Genomic DNA, 17922 nt, shown 5'->3' on the forward strand with positions numbered 1-17922 from the left:
GCACCCTTTGCAGGACCGCCGGTTGCCGCGAGATATCCTGCGGTGCAGTTTGTTCCGCGCAATCTTCGCGCGTCCGACGGGCTATTGCACGGCTACTGTTCCGGCGGCGCCGCCTGCGACCGGCGACGCGGCGTCAGCCCCGGCCCGCGGTGAGTTTGCTGATCACCGCGTGGAAGTCCGCGGTCCGGAAGGAGAGATCCTCCGTGGTCGTCGCGTAATCCAGGGTGGCCGGCACCGCCCGTTCCAAGTGCAGATTCAGCAGCCGCTTCGTGCTCTCGACCGCTCGGCGCGGCAGGTCGAGAATGCGTTTCGCGCAGGCCGGCGCCTCGGTGCGCGGATCGGTGACCACAGGGTTGACCAGACCCCATCGCGCGGGCCCGCTCGGCGGGGATCTTCGCACCGGTGAGCGCGTACTCCTTGGCCAGCAGCAAGCTGGTGTGCAGCGGCCAGGGCAGCGGACCACCGTCCGCGGCGGCTCGGCTCCGCCGTTCTCCTGCGAGGCGGGCAATTGCGCCACCTGCATCGCCGAGGTGACCTCACGCAGCGCGACACTGCGCCGGAACAACGCCCTGACCGATGACGAGTTCGATGACGGCTACCTACTGACCTACCACGCCGTCCCGGACACCGAGTCGATCACCGTCGACTACGAGTGAGAGCACGAGGCGCGCCCACCCGCTCGCGACTTCACGCTCGAGGGACGAGAGCGACGAACGTCGACCCGCGCACCCCGAATCCCGAATCCCGAATCCCGACAAGCCATGCACGGCGGAAGATCGACGTCCACCGGTCGTGACCGCATCGAGCACGCCCGGCACACACCATCCGCACACCGCACGCACGAGTTCTCCACACAGCCGACGTAGGTTTGCCGTTGTGTTCGTGAAGACGCTTCGTTCGGCCACGCCACCTCTTGCGGCCGCTCTCCTGACCGTGGTCACACTCGGCTATACGTTGCATCGCGGCTGGATACTGACTCAGCTGTGGCTCCTCGCCTTGCCGTTGTCCGCGCTGGCGTTCCTGATCTCGATCGCACTGTTCACTCTCGCGCTGTGGCGGGCGGGACGCGACGCGCGGCGATGGCCCTTGGCGGTCACGGCGGTACTCGCGGTGATCGGTCTCTGCGGACCTGTCTTCCTCATCCTCGAACCCGAGGCCGCCGCGTGGACCCGGTTTCAGCTCGAGCGCCCAGCGTTCGCTGCGGCGGCCACAGTGGAAGTGCCGGAGCCTGGCGCAGGCGACTACTACGGTGTCGCGCTACCGCGTCACCTGTGCTTCGTTTCGGCGAACTGCAAGGTGGCGGTCATCGGCACCAGCGGTGGACAGCCGGTACGTTTCGTGCCCGACTACGTCGGAATCCCTGACGGCGCAGTCGGTTACGGGCACTTCACCGGAACACCCGGAGCCGGGCCGTACGACGGGTTCGGCGATCCTATCTGCCCAACGACGGAGCTGGCAGGCGGATGGTGGTGGCTCACGCCTTGCCCCGAGGCCTAGTGCCTCGTCCGGCTTCGTGGTCGCGGCCGCCCGCACAGGGCCGCCGGTCACGGCCTCGGCTGCCACGCTCGCCCAATCGCGGCGGTGGCGCGTAGCGGGGCCCGTAGCCGGCGATCCGGATCGGGCTGCCGACCAAACGGAATTCCCCGCCGTCGCCACGATTTCGGGGCTGGCATCCAGCGCTTCCGGCAGGTCGCGGACCGCGGCGGCGGGAATGCCGAGCGGGCGACGCCGCTGTCCCAGGGTTGGGCAGTCGGATTCGCTGACGCCGGAACTGATCTGGTTTCGAAATCATTTCCATCGCCGCTGCCGGCACCGCGGTTGCGGCGGAATGAGTTTCGTCCAGAAGTCATGGCGTACCGCGTCCCACAACTTGGTCATTTCCGGAAGGAGTTCTCGCGCTTGTGCGAGATCCGGAAAGTTCTCGGGACCGAAGGATACGATCGGCGTGACGCCGGATGCCTCGTGGACGGCGACGATGGAGATCAAGTGATCCTGGAACAGCCGCCATGTCACGTGAAATCCTTCGACCTCGGTTCTTCGCATATCATTCATGTTCGGTTTCCAACTCTTCGACTCTGGCCCAATGCATTTCAACCGTTATCGATGTCGGCCTCCTGATTTTGGTTTCACGAATAATCGGTCGGGTCGGGTCCGGGCATGAATGGAGAATGCAAACATTCCCCTATATCGCATTTACTGACGCTCGCCCGGCGTCAGCGCTACCGCGCTGCGACCGCGAACGGCGCACTCTGATCGACTGGAGTGATTCCGCACCCACTCGACCGCACGCCGATCACGTGCGGTATGTGCGGGCGACCAACGCGGAACGCAGGCGCCAAAGCCCGCTCGCCTCGGCCGGATCGAAACCCGTGAGCTGACCGATCCGCTTGAGCCGGTAATCCACGGTGTTGGTGTGTACGTGCAGTAGCCGCGCAGTGCGCCGGCGGTTCAGGTTGTGCGCTATATGGATTTGCAGAGTCTCCAGCAGTTCCGGATATTCATCCAGGGGATCGAGCAGCGACCCGAGCTGTTCGCGGGCAGGGCCGGGGCGGGTGAGCTGGTATTCCAGAGCCAGCTCGTCGAAGTGGTACAGGCCAGGCACCGACCCGAGCCGGGTGACCATGTCGAGCAGTTCGTGGGCTTGATCCGCGGCGGCGGGCACGGTGTCGGTAGAGGCGGTCACCTCGGTGGCGGTGATGTGCACGCGAGCCGCCCGCGACAGATGCCCGATCAGTTCCTTCAGGGCGCCCTTGGTGATGTGATCGGCGGGGATGAGCAGGGTGCCACCGTCGACCGAAAGCAGCGAAAGCACGGTATCGTCGCAGCGGGTGGCCAATTCCGCCTGCACACGCCGGAGTTTGCGGCGGGCAACGACTTTCGCGTCCAGCACCGGATTGGACTCGTCCGGGTGAGACGGAATGGCGAGGGCTATTACGCGATAGCGCTCGGAGATGTCGATGCCACACTCTCGGGCCATGGTGGAAGTGGGATGACCCCCGAGCAGCGCCGAGGTCAGCGTGTGCACCGCGGTGTGGTGCTCCGACACGACCGCGCGCAGTTCACGCACATAAGCCGCCGAGACCGCCGTGGTCATGGTGTCGAGCATTTCGACGACGAGTTTGGCGCCGTCGAGGATGCTTCGATAGTCGGCCGTACTGACGGTGAGCATCGGATCGGTGTCAGCTGAGCCGGAGGCACGCTGCTCGGCCAAGGCTGTGGACACCACCAGGTCGAAGCCGATCTTGAAACCCTCATGGATAGCGTGGTGAATGGTACCGATGGGCACACCTTCGCGAGCCCATTGCGCCGCCGCCTCCTCGAGTTGCCCGGTCTTCTCCGAGATGTTGCTGCCGTCCAGCATGCTGACTGCCAGCTCCAAGCACACACGGGTGATGATGGTGATGTCGCCATGGATCGCGTCACCAGGCAAGGTACCGCAGGGTGCGACGGTTTCGACAAAATGCCCGACCATCTGCCGCGACAAGGCGCGCACGTCTTTCAGCGGCAGCGACATGGGCCGTCCGGATACAGTGAGTCCTTGCCGTCCGGCGAAGGTGAGAGCCATGGTGGAGCTTCCTTCCACCCCCGTTAACTGAGCTATTGCACCAGCGTAGCCAGCGCAAGAACGTAGAGAACGGTTTACTCCGAGTAACGTGATATTCGGCAAGCGCGGTCGGCAAGCGATAGTGATTGTTCACAATGGCGGTTCGACTGCACTGCCGCCGATGGCCGAGATGGCGCGAGCGACGATTCGAGCATAGCCCGGGGCAAGTGGTCGAAAAAGAGAGTAACCGGCGAGTGCAACGGCGCGAATCCACGCCCTCTCGCGTACGCATCCGCAGCAGACACCGTCTGCCTGGGCCGCGCCGAGTTCGGTCGACCATGCGAGCAACGGAAGTTCGTTTCCCTAATCAAGGTCCAGTGGGCCTGCTGCTGCGCATCGAGCGATTGATACGGGTGGATCGAGTCGGCGTCACCCAAGCCCTAGAGGGTGACCGGCGCACAAACAGGGTGACCTTGGCGAACTCGGGGACCACGTAGATCGGGTTCAGCGCAGGCCGGGCCGGAGCCGGGCACGTTGTCAGCGGTGCCGGTGGCCGGTGTCGCCGCGACACCGGCCACCGAGACCCCAGCGCGCAAACCGGCCGAGCCGATCGACCTGCTCCAGGCCGCCGGTGCGAGCAGCGCCACCCGGCCGGGCGGTCTGGCCTTCGCCAGCGTCCTCGTGCTGTTCTTCGCCCTGCTGCTGCGTAGGCGCTCCGGGCGACCGGCACCCTGATGTCCCGGCCCGCCCACACGGTGCGCGCCGGAAATCCGATCGCACCGGCCCGCGACCTCTGGCACATCCACATCGACGCGGGCGCTTTCGCCGTGGAGTATCACGCGGCACGGCGCAGATCGCGGACGTCGCGGAACTGGGCGCCCACAGCGGATTCGTCATCACCGTCGACGACGACGTACGCCCCGGCCTGCCATCCCTGCCGTGCGGCGGACTCTGGGTCGACGCGAGAGGTGGAGTGCCCCTTACCCGCCCTCGTCGTCACGGATCTGCACATGGTGGTGTGCTGTGTGCTGTGCACTGTCTCGTGTGCGCGGTGCTGGGCTGCGGTGTGAGACGGGGAATCGAACCCCGCGCACTGCCCCTCGTGCGCCGAGAAAGTGGGCCGAATATCCCGCCGGCCCGTCGGGTTCGTGCACGCCTCCGTGACGGCTACCCGCTCCACCTCTCGCATCAGTCCAGCAGGTCGACCTCCCAGTTGGAGCGCTGGATGCGCACGTCGAGTTCCCGCAGTTCCTTGGCGAGGTCATCGGCCTGCCCGCGCAGTTCCGCAACCGGCAACGCCGAGAACATCTTCAACTCGGATCGCAACTGGCGCGCGTACCCGGGCTGCCCCTTGCCCGCCGCGGCGTCCGCCGCAGCCGTGACGAGAGAGTGCCGCAGCCGCAACGCATCCCGGCGGGCCAGCGCGTCGGTCAAGGTGCCGTCGTCTCCGATCCGCGCGGCGGCGTTGGTCCGATTGATGCGCCGGATCAGCGTCTCGTATTCACCGAGCACCTGTCCCGCCTCCGCCAGCAGATCCGCCGCGTCCTCAGCGGGCTCCTCCCCCTCCTGAAAGCGAGCGTTACTCACGATCCGAGCACGCAACTGTTCGATTCGGCGCGCCGAATCCGCGCGCAACGCCAACGCCTCCGCCAACTTCACTTCCCCACCTCCGGACATCGACCCATGAACGGTCGAGTATCGACCATGTCACGGTAGGAGTCACCCGAATTAACGCCCTGAGGCTCGCTCGAGGTCCGCGTAATCTCCGGCCGAGATGGTGCGGGCGACTTTCTGCGGGGCGCCGCCGATCAGGCCCCGCCACGGCAGGTACGGCAGCAAGCGCACGTTGAGATCGCGGAAGCGAATCATCGCCTTGCTCGCGGGTGCGTACCACCCGCCCACGCCCTCGGCGAACTTCTGGCAGGCGTCGACCATGGGCCGCATCCGTTGTTCGTAGCGAGCGAACGCGATGCTGTGATCGCCTGCGGCGGCGGCCAACTCGCCCGCGAGGGTGTAGGCGCCGACCAGGGAGAGGTCCGCGCCCTGCCCGGACAGCGGTGACGCGCAGTAGCCGGCGTCACCGACGAGGGCGATGCGGCCCTTGTGCCAGCTGTCCATGCGAATCTGCGCCATCGCGTCGAAATAGAAATCCGGCGCGGGATCGAGGTGGGCGAGCAGTTGCGGCACCTGCCAGCCGAGGCCGGCGAAGGTGTCGGCGACGATCTTCTTCTGCTGCTCGATGTCGCGGTAGTCGTAGTCGATCGGATCGGATGCCCACGCGAAAATCGCTTTGGCCCGCGTGTTCTCCCGGGCGCTGTAGGCTCCGGCGATCTTGCCGGGAGTGTTGTAGTCCAGCTCCCAGTGATCGAGGTCGAGGAAGTTCGGGATCGTGTAGATGCAGATGTAGTAGCCCATATGCCGCGCGAACTGCGACTCCGGCCCGAAAACCAATGTGCGCGTGTGGGAATGAACGCCGTCGGCGCCGATGACCAGGTCGAAGGTGCGCGGTTGGGCGTGCTCGAAGCTCACCCGCACGCCCTCCTCGTCCTGCACCAGAGCGGTGATGGAGTCGCCGAAGAGGTATTCGACGTCCTCGCTGGTGGCCTCATACAACACTCGCGCGAGATCGCCACGCTGGATCTCGGTGTCCCCGTTGGCACCGACACCGTTGAACGTCTCGCTGCTGATGCTGGCCCGCGTTCTGCCGGTGGCGTCGACGTAGGAGGTGCCGCGCTTGCCCGTACTCATCTCGTGCACCCGGTCGAGCAGGCCCATGCGCCGCACCACCTCGGTGGCGGTGCCCAGCACGTCGATGGCCTGCCCACCCTCGCGCAGGGTCGGCGATTTCTCCACGATCGTCGGGGTGAACCCGTAGCGCTTCAGCCAGAAGGCCAGGGCGGGACCGGCGATGCTGGCGCCGGAGATCAGGACGTTTCGATTGCTCATCTGCCGCATGCCATGAACCGTACAACCATTTTGCGCATCTGTGCAAGACAAATGTCTAAGGCGATTGCGCTACCATGATCCGTATGGGAAACCGTGAGGATCTACTGGCAGGCGCACGCCGCTGCCTGTTCGACAAGGGCTACGCACGTACCACGGTGCGCGACATCGCCACCGCCGCCGGGGTGAGCATGGCGGCCATCGGCTACCACTTCGGCACCAAAGAGGCCCTGCTCACCGAAGCGCTGGCCGAGGCGACCCGCGAATGGGGCACCGATCTCGAACACGCGCTCACCCGGTTGCCCGACGAGACCGACCCGTGGCAGCGCTTCGCCGACCGCTGGGACGCGGTGCTGGCCACGCTCGCCGCCCATCGCGGGGTGTGGTCGGCCACCTTCGACGCGCTGGCCCACCCCGAGGCCCGCGCCCGGCTCGCCGAGAACCTCGACGAGGCCCGTTCCGGCTTGGCCCGACTCTTCGACGGCGTCGCCGAAACCGACACCGCCGCGGCGCGCAGCCTCGGCACCCTTTACCAAGCCCTGCTCACCGGCGTCGCGGCGCAATACCTCATCGACCCCGGGAGCGCGCCGACCGGAAGCGACCTCGCCGAAGCCCTGCGCCGCATCACCGCTCCCACTCGTTGAGATCGCCGACGCGGGACACCGCCACTTTCGCCTGCCACACGCCCGGGTGAGGTTCCGGTGACGAGTGGTGTCGAGCGACCGGGTTCGAAGCCGAACCAGCACAACGGTGCCGGTGGCGTTTCCGCGCCGATCGAACCCGCACGATGAACCATGACTGCTCGAGGAACTCTCTGGTCTGGAACGGTCTCCGGAACAAGAAACGCACCGCGTCCGCCGACATGGCGAACAGCCCTCCGACGGCCTGCATCGGGCGAATTCGATGAGGCCAGGCGGTTCGTAAACGAACGGGTAGCCGGTGTCAGTTCCGTGGCACGGCGCTGAATACCGCGTCGGCGATCGTACGGAGCGTGCCGATCGGGTCGTCGCCGAGGACGGTGAGGCCGACGTGGTTCGCGCCCGCTTCGAGGGAGACCCGGATGCCCGCGGCCACGGTGGCCGGATCGCCGTGCAGCACGAGAGCGTCGATCAGGCGATCGCTGCCCGGCTCGGTGAGGTCGGCGTCGGTGAAGCCGATGCGGCGCAGATTGGCGGTGTAGTTGGCGACGTGCAAGGCAGGGGCCGCGGCGTGGGCTCGGCCGGTCGTGCGGCCTCGTTCGACGTCGCTGTCCAGCACCACCATTTGGCCGGGCAACACCAGCGGGCGAGCGCCGAGGATCTCCCGCGCTCGCCGAATATATTCGGGCGTCACCAGAACCGGGATCGTCCCGGCGGCGCGGTCGCGCACCAGGCGCAGCATCCTCGGCCCCAATGCCGCCAGCACCACCCGGTCCGAGGGCACACCGGCGTCGGCCAGCTCGGCGAGGTAAGCCACCATCGCGTCGTAGGGCGACGCGTATTCCGGATCCGTTTCGCGGTGTCCGGCGCCGATCCCGAGGATCAACCGATCGGGGTGTTCGGCCGCGATCCGGTGGTAGGAGGCGGCGACCGTCCTCGCGTCGGTGGTCCAGATGTTCACCACGGCGGTGCCGACCACGAGATGCTCTGTGGCGTCGAGGATCCGCTCGGCCACGGTCAGATCGGCGGGTGGCGAGATGGTCAGCCACAGCGCGCCGTACCCGGATCTCTCGATTTCGGCCGCTTGCCGCAGGGTCACCTCGCTGTGGCGCAGGTGGGCTCCGAGCCTACCCAGTTCGATGCTCATGACTTCGACTCCAGCACAGGACGGTTGGAGGCAGCCAGACCCGATTCCGCTGCGCAGCAATAACATGATGTGATCGCCGCAGGTACCGACGGGAGGCACAGTGGAATTACGTGCTCTGCGATACTTCGTCGCCGTCGCCGAGGAGCTCCATTTCGGCCGGGCCGCCGAGCGGCTGCGCATCGTGCAACCGGCGGTCAGCCAGCAGATCGCACGACTGGAACGAGAACTGGGGGTCCGGCTGTTCGACAGATCGCCACGCCGCGTCCAGCTCACCGAGGCGGGGCGTCGCGTGCTCGCCGCGGCGCGGGACGCGCTCGCCGCCGCCGACCGAGTTCGTGCTGTCGCCGGTCGGCCCGCCGCGACAGTACGCATCGGCACGACAGCAGGACTGACCGCCCGCCTCGAGCGCGGCATCGATGCGCTACGCGAACACACCCCGGCGTTCGAAGTCGTCCTCGTCGATCTGCCGGTCGTCGAGCGGCTGAACGCGCTGCGGCGCGGCGAACTCGACTTGGCGCTGGCCCGCGGTGTGGTCTCCGCGCCGGGGCTCACCGTCTCACCGACCTGGTCGGAACCGCTGCGCGCGGTGGTGTCCAGAGATCATCCCGCCGCGGCGCACGGCGTAGCCGCCATCACCGACCTGGCCGGGGACGCACTGCGCGTCCCGTCCCGGCAGTCCGATCCGCCGCTGCACGACGCGATCGACGCCGCGTTCCGAGAAGCCGGAGTGCGTCCGAAGTTCGGCCGGCCTATCGGAACCACCCAGGACGCCGTAGTCGAGATCGGTTCCGACCCGCACAGCTGGGCCTTGCTTCCGGCGGACCAGATCGCCGAAACCGATTCCCTCCGAGTCCGCGTACTGCCGGTCACCCCACCGATAGCGATCACCGGCAGCGTGATCACCCTCGAGCAGCTCTCGGATCACGCCAGCTGCACCGTCGCCTGCGCGGTCGCGGCGTTCGGCGACGCCACGGCAGACGCGGATAACGGGATGTGACGCGGGCGGAATGGGCCCGCGCTTTCGTTCCCCATCCGGCGCGAAGTCGCGCGCCAGTGAATCGTGTCCGGAACGTGCTGATGGACAGGTGAATCGGTGCTGAAACCTGTCCGGAGAGAATTCGGCAGCTCAGCGGCGCACAGCGACCCGGACCGCACCGAGCCGAGCGCACCCCGCGATCATGCGCTCGGCCTCGATGGACGACGGCCCCGTCAGTCCCGGCGTGACAAGTCCCGCGGTGACCGAACCGCGACACGGTGATCGGCGAAGAGCGATACCGCCGAGTCGGGCACTTGATCGACTGTCGTGTGCTCTGTCCGACAGTGCCCGGCAAGGGTCAATCGACACTGACCGTCGACGCACGAACGCCGCAACCGGCCCCGGGAGATCGTCTGCACCAATCCGATCGCCCAGCAGGTCGGGCACCCGCGCAGTGCGAGCAGACCCACCGGCGCGAGCAGCAAGCTGAACGCCCCGAATACCGGCAGCAATGCGATCGCGCCGATCAGCGCGCCGAAGCCCGCGACACCGCGGGCCAGGTGCCGGGGCACCGAGGCGCTGGCGAAGCTTCGCTCGTCGGTCATTTCGTTCGCGCCTCTCCGGAGTCCGGCCACGGTGTGTTCCGCAGCTCGTGCTGGACCGTCGCGCGGGCGCGGTGCAGCCGTGACTTCATCGCCGCGACGCTGAGCCCGAGCATGCCCGCGACCGTGCGGCCGCTGTATCCCTGCACATCGCGCATGATCAGTACCCGCCGCTGGTCGGCGGGCAGCGCCGCGATCACGGCCGCCACCCGGCCTGCTTCGAGCCGCCGCACCGCCTCCTCCTCGGCCGACGCCACGGCGGCGTCCGGAATCGGCTCGGGCTGCCTGGTCTTCGTTCGCCACTGCCGCAGGCACTCGTTGCGGACGATGCGGAACATCCACGACGCCAACGCGCCGGAGGCCCGCAAGGTCCCGATCTTGCGGTAGAGGATGATCAGCGCCTCTTGTGCGGCGTCCTCCGCGTCTTCGGCGGAGGCGCACAGTGTGTGGGCGAACCGGCGGACATGCGGATAGGAGCCCGATACCAGTGTGGTGATCGCCGCGGCGTCGCCCTCGCGCGCCGCCACGACCAATTGTTCGTCGGGCCAGATCCGGTCAGTCACGGGAGCGGCTCCGGCGGCGAAGCAGCGTCACGCTACACCAGCCGACCAGCACGGCGGCGACAGCGATAGCGGCAATGATCACAACGACCTCCTCGTTACCGTGCCGACCCGGTTGCCGGCACGACTATGAGAGGACCGACCGCGGGAAAAGGATTCACACCGAATCTCAGCACGACGCCACGCGTGTTCGAAGCAGTGCTCCGGTCCAATCGCCTGCGCACCTCGCCATGGCGCGGATAATCGGATGCCCTCGCCGAACCTTCGGTTGTAGCGTCGGCGGATGCTCAATGGTTCGCAGCGGCAGCGATTTCTGGGAGCGGTGTCGCGCGGAGTTCGGGCACGGCCCCGGTCGGCGATGGCCGTGGGCGCGCTCGGCGTCGCGACCTCGGGGGTCTTCATCGATCTGTCCGGCGCCGCACCGGCCACCGCCACGTTCTTCCGTTGTGCCCTCGCGTTGCCGTTGCCGTTGCTGTGGCCGCTGGCCGGTGGTGAACGGGGCCGGGAAGGCGCGCTGTCCTGGCGACAGGCCGCGGTCGCCGTCACGGCCGGTGCGCTGTTCGCCGCGGACGCGCTGCTGTGGACGCGAGCGATCTACGAGGTCGGCGCCGGATTGACCGCGGTGCTGGTGAACGCGCAGGTCGTCATCGTCCCGCTGCTGGCGCTGCTCATCGACCGCGAGCCGATCCGGGGCGCGTTCCTCGTCGTCTCGCCGTTCCTGGTGGCGGGCATCCTGCTCACCGGCGGCGTCTTCGAGACCGGAGCCTCCGGCAGCGACCCCGGATCGGGCACGGTCCACGCCGTCCTCGCCGCGTTGTGCTACTCGGCGTTCCTGTTCCTCCTGCGCCGCGGCGGGCACAACGGGCAGGTGGTCCAGTCCTACCGGGTGGTGCTCCTGTCCGCGGCCGTCGTCGGAGCGCTGTGGCCGGGGGCCACGTTCACGCCGGGCTGGGCGGCTCTGGGCTGGCTGACCCTGACGGCGGTGTGCGGACAGATCGGCGGCTGGCTGTTGATCGCCCTGGCCACCGCTCACCTGAGCAGCACGGTGAGCGCGGCCATGCTCATGCTGACCCCGGTCGGTGCGCTCGCCTTGGCGGCGGTCGTCCTCGGCGAGCAGCCCACGATGCTCCAGTTGTCCGGCTGCGCAGTGATACTCGTCAGCGCCTACGCGGCTTCGACGTCCGGCTCCGGACGACACCGGATCACGGCCACCGTGCGGAAACGACTGGGCGACTCGCCAAGCGTCGTCGCCTGAAATCCGCAGCCGGTAAGGCTCGTCGAGCGGGCGAGATGACCGTCGCCGCTCGACCCCGAGGTGTGGAGCTTCTGCGCCTACGGCTTCACCGGCCGCCCCGTCTAGCCGAGCGAGATTTCCGGAGGTGTCGCCCGCGGGTCACCGCGATGGTCACGCCCGGCGCTCGAGGGTTGCCAGAAAGCTTTCGGCGGCGTCCTGGACCCGGTCGCGGTCGCCGGTGGCGAGCAGGTCGAGCAGCAGGCCGCGGATCGTGGCGATCACCAATGTGGCTGTGCGAGCCGCGGTCTCGGGGTCGGTGTCGGACGCCTGGGCTTCGCACAGTGCGATCTTCCAGTCGGTGACGACATGGTCGAGGAAGTCGGCGAATTGGCGCGGAGCTTGCAGAGCGCGCCCGTAGACGGCGAAGAACAGCTTGAACTCCGCCCACCGCCGCGGGTCGGAGCTGCGGGTCCAGACCGCGCGGGCTGCCGTCGCCAGGTCGGGATGCGCTCCCGCCGCATCACCGGTGGCAGCGAACATGCGCCGCCGCAACCGCTCGAGGATGGCCTGAAGCATTTGTTCTTTGGTGCCGAAGTGGTGCACCAGGGTGGTCGGTGAGACCTCGAGGCCTGCCGCGACCGGCCGCCACGACAGTTCGGAGAGCCCATGCTCGATCGTGTAGTCGACCACCGCCTCGAGCAGCTCTTCCCGGTGTCGATGGTCGACCGGCCGCCCTGCCATCGTTGCGCTCCCTCGTTCGCGGATTGACATTCCTAAAACGACTGTACTAGAAATTGTTCCTAGAACGACTGTACAAGAAATTTGAGTCAGGAGTCTTCCATGTCACGAGTCGTCGTCTTCGACGAGACCGGCGCCCCCGAAGTCCTGCGCATCATCGACGAACCGGTCGGCGACCCGGGCATCGACGAGGTGCGAATCAAGGTCGAAGCCATCGGCATCAACCGACTGGACCAGATGGCGCGTGCGGGCATGTCCCCGCGGCCGATCCGGATGCCACACGCCCGTCTCGGAGTCGAAGCAACCGGAACGATCGATGCCCTCGGCGCCGGGGTCGAGGGATGGGCGATCGGCGATGCGGTCGTCGTCACCGCCGTGCCCGACATGGACATCAACGGCACCTACGCCGAACACATCGTCCTGCCCGCCGATCGGGTCATCGCTCGACCCGCCGGACTGGACGCCACGAGCGCCGCAGCGCTATGGGTGGCCTACTCCACCGCCTACGGCGCCCTCGTCGAGAAGGCCGCGATGCGACCCGGTCACCATGTCCTGATCACCGCCGCCTCCAGCTCTGTCGGCCTCGCCGCCATCCAGATCGCCAACCAGATCGGCGCCGTTCCCCTAGCCGTCACCCGGCACGCCGCGAAGCGGGACATCTTGCTGGCCACCGGCGCCGCCGCTGTCATCGTCACCGACCACGACGATGTCGTCGAGGCCACGCACCGGCACACCGCCGGGGCCGGCGCCGACATCGTCTTGGACTCCGTCATGGGTCCCGGCCTGGCCCAACTGGCCGACGCGGCAAAGCCGTTCAGCGGCATCCTGGTCACGGTGGGCTGGCTCGATCCCCGGCCCGCGCCGTTCCCGGTCAGCCCGATCACGATGATCCGGTACATGAGCTTCGAGCACACCCTCGACCCTGTGGCGGTGCGCCGCATCGCGGCATTCCTGACCGCGGGCATCCGCACCGGTGCCCTGCACCCCACGATCGACAGCGTGTTCACCCTCGACGACATCGTCGCCGCACACCACCACCTGGAACAGGGACATCAGGTCGGCAAAATCGTCGTCACCATCTGACCCTCACGTTGCGCTCAGCGGGGCTTGCAGCGCGGTGGCCAGGGCGTCGTGGACGGATTCGGAGGCGCCTGCGAGGCTGCCGCGTTCCATGCGCACGTAGTAGTCGACCGAGACCCCGCCGCGCGCGCCAACTCCTCGCGCCGCAACCCCGGCACCCGTCGATGGGCCAGGCCGGGCCGCAACCCCGCCGCCTCCGGAGTGATGCGTTCGCGCCTGCTGTAGCGGGGATTCGGTGCTAACAATGGAGAAACTCCCGATGGTCGAGCCGCTGAAGACCGATCTGGATGAGATCACATCACCTGGGGCGCAGTTGAATACGAGGGCCGGTGAAATCGCGCAAATCAATAGCCTGCCCATATCTCACCGGCCCACTCGGACAACATTGACCTCTTCGGTGCGATCGAGGTTGATATCGACGCCGAACCAGCCCAGTGTGGACCCACCGGCTACGACCGTTGCGGGCCGCGACACCCTCTTCTGACGGAACGGCCACGTCCAAGTAGATGAATGAGAGGGCTTATCCCAGAGGGCAACTCAACAGTTGCTGATGCGCATGCATCGCAACACCCAAGGGGGAGACCATGAACCACACGAAACTCACCATCGTTGCCTTGATCGCAGCGACGATACCCGCCGTCATCAGTTCCGCGCCAACAGCTTCCGCACAGCAAGTGTGGGGAGCGTGCGGTATCAGCACTCCCGAAGACAAAGTTGTCGCGAAGTACAGCAAAGCGCGGTTGACCTGCGGTAACACCGGCTATGGATTCCGGCACATCCAAACCAAGCACGGCGAGGAGTGGCAAGGGCTTGCAGTGATAGAAATCCGCAACTGGCGCGACATCGCCGACATGGCGATCAGTAAATCGTTGGATACCCCCGACCTCGTTGTCCCGCAGGGCGCCAGAACCTGTTACTCAGGGCAGATATACTTGGTCAACCACGTCAACGGGCAGATCGCGAAAACCGTCGAACCCACAGTCATCGTCGATAACGGCGTCATCGTCACCGCGTTCCCTGGAGGTAAATGTCGTGCCTAGCTCGCACCCCACCACAGCCGAACTGACGCAATCGGTGATCGCGGCAGGCCGCGAGTGGCAGGTGGAGATCTCGTCGTCGGATCAGGGCTTGCAGATCACCGCGCGTGGCGGTGAACGACTGGATGTGCCTATCGAGTTCGCGGTCACGGACGATGAACTGCGCGCCTACTACGTCGAGGTGAGCAAGTCCTCGCTCTATCCCGAAGACCAGAAATGGCAACAGTGGCAATCGCTGATGTCCACCCATTTGTTGGAAGCGCTGCACGAGCTCGACCGGCATGACGCGCACTGCGTCATCACCGTCGGCGAGACGGGGTTCACGGCGGTACCGCAACAGCTCAACTAACGCAACTACCCCTGGTGCTCAACTAACGCGTCTGTCGGAAGTGGAAAACTCTTGTGGATAGGGCAGGCGAGGCACCCGCAAGCGGCGGTGATGACGCCGCCTGGTCGGGCACCCAGCGTTGTCCGTGGCGGCCCCGAACACGGACCGGAACGCACGCACGGAATAGCCGGCGACCGATAACCTTCCGTGTTCGACCGGGTCACAGCGTTGCCGGATCATCCTGGTTGAGGGTTGGCGATCGGGGTCGCACGCTGGGTTGCGCGGGCAGCAGTGCCCGCCCTTCACCTCCGCTCGTCCCAGTGTTGGGAGTGACTGCCCAAGGCGAGCATTAAGGAGTGCGTAGCAGAGATGTCACCCCGGCGAGCAGGGCGACCTCTTCGCGGCGCAACCCGGCCACGTGACGGTTGCCGCCGTAGGCGGGCAGCCCGGCCTGCTGCGGGGCAGCCGCGCGCGGCGGGTTCGCAGGAACTCGCGGATTTCGATGCGCAGTTCCCATGATCTGCGCACTATCCGGCGTTGCCGGATGTTCTTGGCCCTGAGGGCTCTTGCTCGTTCCTCGCATCGTGTTGTCCCGCATCGAGTGGAAGCCGTCCGGGACCGGGAGGGTAGATCGGCTGCGGGCGATGTCCGAACAAGTAGTCGCGGAAGGCCCGCAGATACTCGTCTTGTTTGCTTGCACGACCGTGTCCGGATCGTGGCTCAGGTGCGCGGGCGCTTCGGCGTTGCCGCCGGGCAGGGCGGCGGACACGATCTCGAACCGCTGCCCACTCGACACGCCCGGTACCTCGATCACCTCGGCCGGATGCTGTTGTTCCTCCGATACCGGGCGGACAACCGAACCGACGGCGACGCCGCGGCGGCGCTCGATGCCGCCTCCCGCGGCACGGTCGCGCTGTTGTCCTGCACGCCGGAAACCCTCGACCACGATCTCGAAGCGGTGAAGTCCATGCTGACCGGCGACTTCCTGGCGTACTCGCGCGTGTTCGGTGCCGACACGGACGGGATCAGCTGGTCGGGGGCGCGTCCGCCCCGCGGCGTGCCCGGGCGCGCCGTTTGCCCTCGTGCATCGCCTGAACCCGGGCCACTGGAATCGTGTGTCCCTCCTCGATCAGATCCGGAGGAAGATGCTGCGGGGCAGGCATCTCCGCCTGCCACGGATCGTTGTCGCCGAGCAGGTCCGGCACGGTCCGCACAGTGAAATCGGACGGCGTCACCTCGTCGAGGTCCGACCAGCGCAGCGGGAACGACACGGTGACACCCGGACGGATACGCGGACTGTATGCGGCGGCCACGGTGGCGCCACCCGCACGGGTGGCGTCGAGAAAGACCTTGCCGTGGCGGTCTTCCCGGATGAACGCTGTCGTGCCGACCGAAGGATCGATCCGCTCGGCTCGCGCCGCCACGGCCCGCGTCGCCGCGGCCGCGTCCTCGACATCGGTCCCTGAGACCACCGGCACGAACACGTGCAATCCCCTGGAACCGCTCGTCTTCACTGCTCCGGACAGCCCGTCGGCAGTCAGCGCTTCCCGGATCAGCCGGGCGCCTGCCACGGCGTCGGCGAAAGTCTGTCCCAGTGCGGGATCGAGATCGAGCACAAGATGTGTGGGGTCCGGTGCGGATTCCGCGAGGAACAGGGTCGGGTGGTATTCGACCGCCCGCTGATTACCGAACCAGATCAGGGTCCGCAGGTCGTCACAAAGCGCGTAGGTGATCTCCCGCCGCGAACTCTCTGCCCAGACCTTCGTCCGCGCCACCCACTCCGGCGTGTACTTCGGGAGGTTTTTCTGCATGAACGGCTCCTGCCCCGGCCGCACCCTTACCACCGACAGCGGCCGTCCGCGCAACACTCCCAGTAACCGTTCCCCGGCGAACTCCAGATAGTCCACCAGATCCCTTTTGCTCGCCTCGGCCTCGTCGAACAACGGCTGATCGAGATTGGACAATTCGACCCCGTGACGCAGCTCGCCTCCCGCCATCGCTCCACTCTCCCTACCACCGTGCGCCGGTCGATCACCGGGGGTGGCGAACTGGTTTCCCGCTCGTTCTCGCACATTCACGAAAATTGCCGATGCCCGAACCGAATGAGCGACGCACGCATCCATGGCCTGAGAGGAAACTGCTGTTCAGGCCTGCGCAAACTGCCGCTGTGCCGCTGATAGGCGACGATACACGTTCCTTGGCGGCCCCGTCACCAGGCATTTCGTGACAGATCGCCCCCATCTGGTGGCAGTGTCACCCATCGTTTCCGGCATGCGCGAGCCGATGTCGGCCAACGGAAGGCAAGACCCGCACGGTCAGGCCCCGCCACCGGCGGCTGACGATGCGTACCGTCGACGACGCCATCCGCGCCATCGGCGGCACACCGACCGACCACGTCGGTACCTACACTGCCTGACAGGCTTCGGGGTTCCGGGGCCGAATACTGAACCGTCTGGGCTACGGCTGAGCTGGTCGGACTTCGCTTGCCTTGCTGTATTTTCCGTGTCGGCCTTCGCCGATGACCCATGTCACCGGCATGCCCGGTGTGATGAGTTGTTCGTCGCCCTGGTATTGCCAGAGGGAGAACCATACGTCGCCGGAGTGGCTGGCGATGAGTCCGTCGTAGGTGTCGGGCAGCCACCATCGGACCACACCGTCGAGGCTCGGATCAGGATCCTTCGCCGCGTCGACCTGCCCGTACGGTACCAAGCCGCCTGCGCCGCGCCATCCGTCGAGAGTGGGGAGCAACGGTTGGTCCCCACACTCGGGGTCGGCGGGCCAGATCTTTCCACTGCGGGACAGGATGTCGTCGTGGACTTCCCGGGCCAGTCTGCACGCCACACCGTCGGGAGTGCGCTCGACGGGGGTGGTGCCAATTACGACGCTCAAAGCCGGGACGGTGAATTCGATCCGCCATCCCGGTGGATCCGCCAGGCGGCGAAGCCGCTCGGGGATCGTTTCATCGATGTGCACCTCGAAACCGAGAGCCGACTCGATGTCGGCCGCCAGCAGGTCGGCGCCTCGCCGTGATGTCTCCTGGTCCATATAGCTAGCCTGCCGATGTCGAGGAACGGCGCCTACTCCTCACGCTCGGT

General features: G+C 66.9%; 20 protein-coding genes and 5 pseudogenes. 9 read left to right on the forward strand and 16 right to left on the reverse strand.

The window, feature by feature from the left end:
- Positions 1–133: 133 nt before the first annotated feature.
- Positions 134–473: pseudogene (locus ACFV2O_RS24690) on the reverse strand (enoyl-CoA hydratase/isomerase family protein); the annotation flags it as partial.
- Here ACFV2O_RS24690 and ACFV2O_RS24695 point away from each other — a divergent pair.
- Complete coding sequence (locus tag ACFV2O_RS24695; RefSeq protein WP_379253831.1) at positions 438–656, forward strand: 2Fe-2S iron-sulfur cluster-binding protein; 219 nt, start codon at positions 438–440, stop codon at positions 654–656. The pseudogene ACFV2O_RS24690 and the gene ACFV2O_RS24695 sit on opposite strands and share 36 nt — an antisense overlap.
- 220 nt (positions 657–876) lie before the next feature.
- Positions 877–1497, forward strand: a complete 621-nt coding sequence (locus tag ACFV2O_RS24700; protein ID WP_379253832.1) for a hypothetical protein — start codon at positions 877–879, stop codon at positions 1495–1497.
- Here the strand turns inward: ACFV2O_RS24700 and ACFV2O_RS24705 are convergent.
- The 3 genes and pseudogenes from ACFV2O_RS24705 to ACFV2O_RS24715 all read right to left on the reverse strand — a co-directional run.
- Positions 1475–1734 (reverse strand): annotated as a pseudogene (locus ACFV2O_RS24705) (hypothetical protein); the annotation flags it as partial. The gene ACFV2O_RS24700 and the pseudogene ACFV2O_RS24705 sit on opposite strands and share 23 nt — an antisense overlap.
- 54 nt (positions 1735–1788) lie before the next feature.
- On the reverse strand, positions 1789–2013 hold the full coding sequence (locus ACFV2O_RS24710) for a hypothetical protein (protein ID WP_355075138.1): 225 nt from the start codon (positions 2011–2013) through the stop codon (positions 1789–1791).
- Positions 2014–2293: 280 nt separating this feature from the next.
- Positions 2294–3514, reverse strand: coding sequence for a PucR family transcriptional regulator (locus tag ACFV2O_RS24715; protein WP_379253884.1), 1221 nt, complete (start codon positions 3512–3514; stop codon positions 2294–2296).
- A gap of 573 nt (positions 3515–4087) precedes the next feature.
- Here ACFV2O_RS24715 and ACFV2O_RS24720 point away from each other — a divergent pair.
- Positions 4088–4279, forward strand: a complete 192-nt coding sequence (locus tag ACFV2O_RS24720) for a hypothetical protein (RefSeq protein WP_379253833.1) — start codon at positions 4088–4090, stop codon at positions 4277–4279.
- 100 nt (positions 4280–4379) lie between these two features.
- On the opposite strand, the gene ACFV2O_RS24725 is transcribed toward ACFV2O_RS24720, so the two are convergent.
- The 3 genes from ACFV2O_RS24725 to ACFV2O_RS24735 form a co-directional block, all read right to left on the reverse strand.
- Entirely contained in the window at positions 4380–4544 is a 165-nt protein-coding gene (locus ACFV2O_RS24725) for a hypothetical protein (RefSeq protein WP_379253834.1), read from the reverse strand.
- Between the two features lie 188 nt (positions 4545–4732).
- Complete coding sequence (locus ACFV2O_RS24730) at positions 4733–5203, reverse strand: DIP1984 family protein (RefSeq protein ID WP_355075129.1); 471 nt, start codon at positions 5201–5203, stop codon at positions 4733–4735.
- Between the two features lie 69 nt (positions 5204–5272).
- A complete protein-coding gene (locus tag ACFV2O_RS24735; protein WP_379253835.1) occupies positions 5273–6490 on the reverse strand; it encodes an FAD-dependent monooxygenase in 1218 nt (405 codons plus the stop codon).
- An 83-nt stretch (positions 6491–6573) separates the two neighbouring features.
- On the opposite strand from ACFV2O_RS24735, the gene ACFV2O_RS24740 reads away from it, so the two are divergent.
- Positions 6574–7131, forward strand: a complete 558-nt coding sequence (locus ACFV2O_RS24740) for a TetR/AcrR family transcriptional regulator (protein WP_379253836.1) — start codon at positions 6574–6576, stop codon at positions 7129–7131.
- Positions 7132–7255: 124 nt separating this feature from the next.
- Here the strand turns inward: ACFV2O_RS24740 and ACFV2O_RS24745 are convergent.
- Positions 7256–7378: pseudogene (locus ACFV2O_RS24745) on the reverse strand (ABC transporter permease); the annotation flags it as partial.
- A gap of 51 nt (positions 7379–7429) precedes the next feature.
- Entirely contained in the window at positions 7430–8272 is an 843-nt protein-coding gene (locus ACFV2O_RS24750; RefSeq protein WP_379253837.1) for a TIGR03620 family F420-dependent LLM class oxidoreductase, read from the reverse strand.
- 100 nt (positions 8273–8372) lie between these two features.
- On the opposite strand from ACFV2O_RS24750, the gene ACFV2O_RS24755 reads away from it, so the two are divergent.
- Positions 8373–9269 (forward strand): LysR family transcriptional regulator, encoded by an 897-nt coding sequence (locus ACFV2O_RS24755; RefSeq protein WP_379253838.1) that lies wholly within the window; start codon positions 8373–8375, stop codon positions 9267–9269.
- Between the two features lie 212 nt (positions 9270–9481).
- Here ACFV2O_RS24755 and ACFV2O_RS24760 read toward each other — a convergent pair whose 3' ends face one another.
- Both ACFV2O_RS24760 and ACFV2O_RS24765 read right to left on the reverse strand, forming a co-directional pair.
- Positions 9482–9853, reverse strand: coding sequence for a hypothetical protein (locus ACFV2O_RS24760; RefSeq protein WP_379253839.1), 372 nt, complete (start codon positions 9851–9853; stop codon positions 9482–9484).
- The gene (locus ACFV2O_RS24765) at positions 9850–10413 is read right to left on the reverse strand and encodes an RNA polymerase sigma factor (protein WP_379253840.1); all 564 of its coding nucleotides are present in this window, start codon (positions 10411–10413) and stop codon (positions 9850–9852) included. Before ACFV2O_RS24765 ends, ACFV2O_RS24760 begins: the two co-directional genes overlap by 4 nt.
- 280 nt (positions 10414–10693) lie before the next feature.
- On the opposite strand from ACFV2O_RS24765, the gene ACFV2O_RS24770 reads away from it, so the two are divergent.
- Complete coding sequence (locus tag ACFV2O_RS24770) at positions 10694–11665, forward strand: DMT family transporter (RefSeq protein ID WP_379253841.1); 972 nt, start codon at positions 10694–10696, stop codon at positions 11663–11665.
- 150 nt (positions 11666–11815) lie between these two features.
- On the opposite strand, the gene ACFV2O_RS24775 is transcribed toward ACFV2O_RS24770, so the two are convergent.
- Positions 11816–12385, reverse strand: a complete 570-nt coding sequence (locus tag ACFV2O_RS24775; protein ID WP_379253842.1) for a TetR family transcriptional regulator — start codon at positions 12383–12385, stop codon at positions 11816–11818.
- A 99-nt stretch (positions 12386–12484) separates the two neighbouring features.
- Between ACFV2O_RS24775 and ACFV2O_RS24780 the strand changes: the two genes are divergently transcribed.
- Positions 12485–13465 carry a zinc-dependent alcohol dehydrogenase family protein gene (locus tag ACFV2O_RS24780; RefSeq protein WP_379253843.1) on the forward strand — a complete coding sequence of 327 codons (981 nt, stop codon included), beginning with the start codon at positions 12485–12487 and terminating at the stop codon, positions 13463–13465.
- A gap of 24 nt (positions 13466–13489) precedes the next feature.
- Here the strand turns inward: ACFV2O_RS24780 and ACFV2O_RS24785 are convergent.
- Positions 13490–13707 (reverse strand): annotated as a pseudogene (locus ACFV2O_RS24785) (hypothetical protein); the annotation flags it as partial.
- A gap of 339 nt (positions 13708–14046) precedes the next feature.
- On the opposite strand from ACFV2O_RS24785, the gene ACFV2O_RS24790 reads away from it, so the two are divergent.
- Both ACFV2O_RS24790 and ACFV2O_RS24795 read left to right on the forward strand, forming a co-directional pair.
- Positions 14047–14502, forward strand: a complete 456-nt coding sequence (locus tag ACFV2O_RS24790) for a hypothetical protein (RefSeq protein WP_379253844.1) — start codon at positions 14047–14049, stop codon at positions 14500–14502.
- A complete protein-coding gene (locus ACFV2O_RS24795; RefSeq protein WP_379253845.1) occupies positions 14495–14848 on the forward strand; it encodes a hypothetical protein in 354 nt (117 codons plus the stop codon). The genes ACFV2O_RS24790 and ACFV2O_RS24795 overlap by 8 nt, the downstream gene beginning before the upstream one ends.
- 349 nt (positions 14849–15197) lie before the next feature.
- Here ACFV2O_RS24795 and ACFV2O_RS24800 read toward each other — a convergent pair.
- The 3 genes and pseudogenes from ACFV2O_RS24800 to ACFV2O_RS24810 all read right to left on the reverse strand — a co-directional run.
- Positions 15198–15355, reverse strand: a pseudogene (locus ACFV2O_RS24800) (transcriptional regulator); the annotation flags it as partial.
- Positions 15356–15852: 497 nt separating this feature from the next.
- Positions 15853–16824: a DNA polymerase domain-containing protein gene (locus tag ACFV2O_RS24805; protein ID WP_379253846.1), complete on the reverse strand. Its 972-nt coding sequence runs from the start codon at positions 16822–16824 to the stop codon at positions 15853–15855.
- Positions 16825–17284: 460 nt separating this feature from the next.
- Positions 17285–17872 (reverse strand): hypothetical protein, encoded by a 588-nt coding sequence (locus tag ACFV2O_RS24810; protein WP_379253847.1) that lies wholly within the window; start codon positions 17870–17872, stop codon positions 17285–17287.
- Positions 17873–17922: the final 50 nt, after the last annotated feature.

Source organism: Nocardia sp. NPDC059691, assembly GCF_042733915.1.
GTDB classification, from domain to species: domain Bacteria; phylum Actinomycetota; class Actinomycetes; order Mycobacteriales; family Mycobacteriaceae; genus Nocardia; species Nocardia sichangensis.

Bases quoted from the DNA above. Each gene is read 5' to 3' on its own strand.
- ACFV2O_RS24760 (WP_379253839.1), bottom strand. From the start codon at position 9,853: ATGACCGACGAGCGAAGCTTCGCCAGCGCCTCGGTGCCCCGGCACCTG.
- ACFV2O_RS24810 (WP_379253847.1), bottom strand. From the start codon at position 17,872: ATGGACCAGGAGACATCACGGCGAGGCGCCGACCTGCTGGCGGCCGAC.
- ACFV2O_RS24740 (WP_379253836.1), top strand. From the start codon at position 6,574: ATGGGAAACCGTGAGGATCTACTGGCAGGCGCACGCCGCTGCCTGTTC.
- ACFV2O_RS24775 (WP_379253842.1), bottom strand. From the start codon at position 12,385: ATGGCAGGGCGGCCGGTCGACCATCGACACCGGGAAGAGCTGCTCGAG.
- ACFV2O_RS24770 (WP_379253841.1), top strand. From the start codon at position 10,694: ATGCTCAATGGTTCGCAGCGGCAGCGATTTCTGGGAGCGGTGTCGCGC.
- ACFV2O_RS24805 (WP_379253846.1), bottom strand. From the start codon at position 16,824: ATGGCGGGAGGCGAGCTGCGTCACGGGGTCGAATTGTCCAATCTCGAT.
- ACFV2O_RS24790 (WP_379253844.1), top strand. From the start codon at position 14,047: ATGAACCACACGAAACTCACCATCGTTGCCTTGATCGCAGCGACGATA.
- ACFV2O_RS24715 (WP_379253884.1), bottom strand. From the start codon at position 3,514: ATGTCGCTGCCGCTGAAAGACGTGCGCGCCTTGTCGCGGCAGATGGTC.
- ACFV2O_RS24780 (WP_379253843.1), top strand. From the start codon at position 12,485: ATGTCACGAGTCGTCGTCTTCGACGAGACCGGCGCCCCCGAAGTCCTG.
- ACFV2O_RS24750 (WP_379253837.1), bottom strand. From the start codon at position 8,272: ATGAGCATCGAACTGGGTAGGCTCGGAGCCCACCTGCGCCACAGCGAG.
- ACFV2O_RS24735 (WP_379253835.1), bottom strand. From the start codon at position 6,490: ATGAGCAATCGAAACGTCCTGATCTCCGGCGCCAGCATCGCCGGTCCC.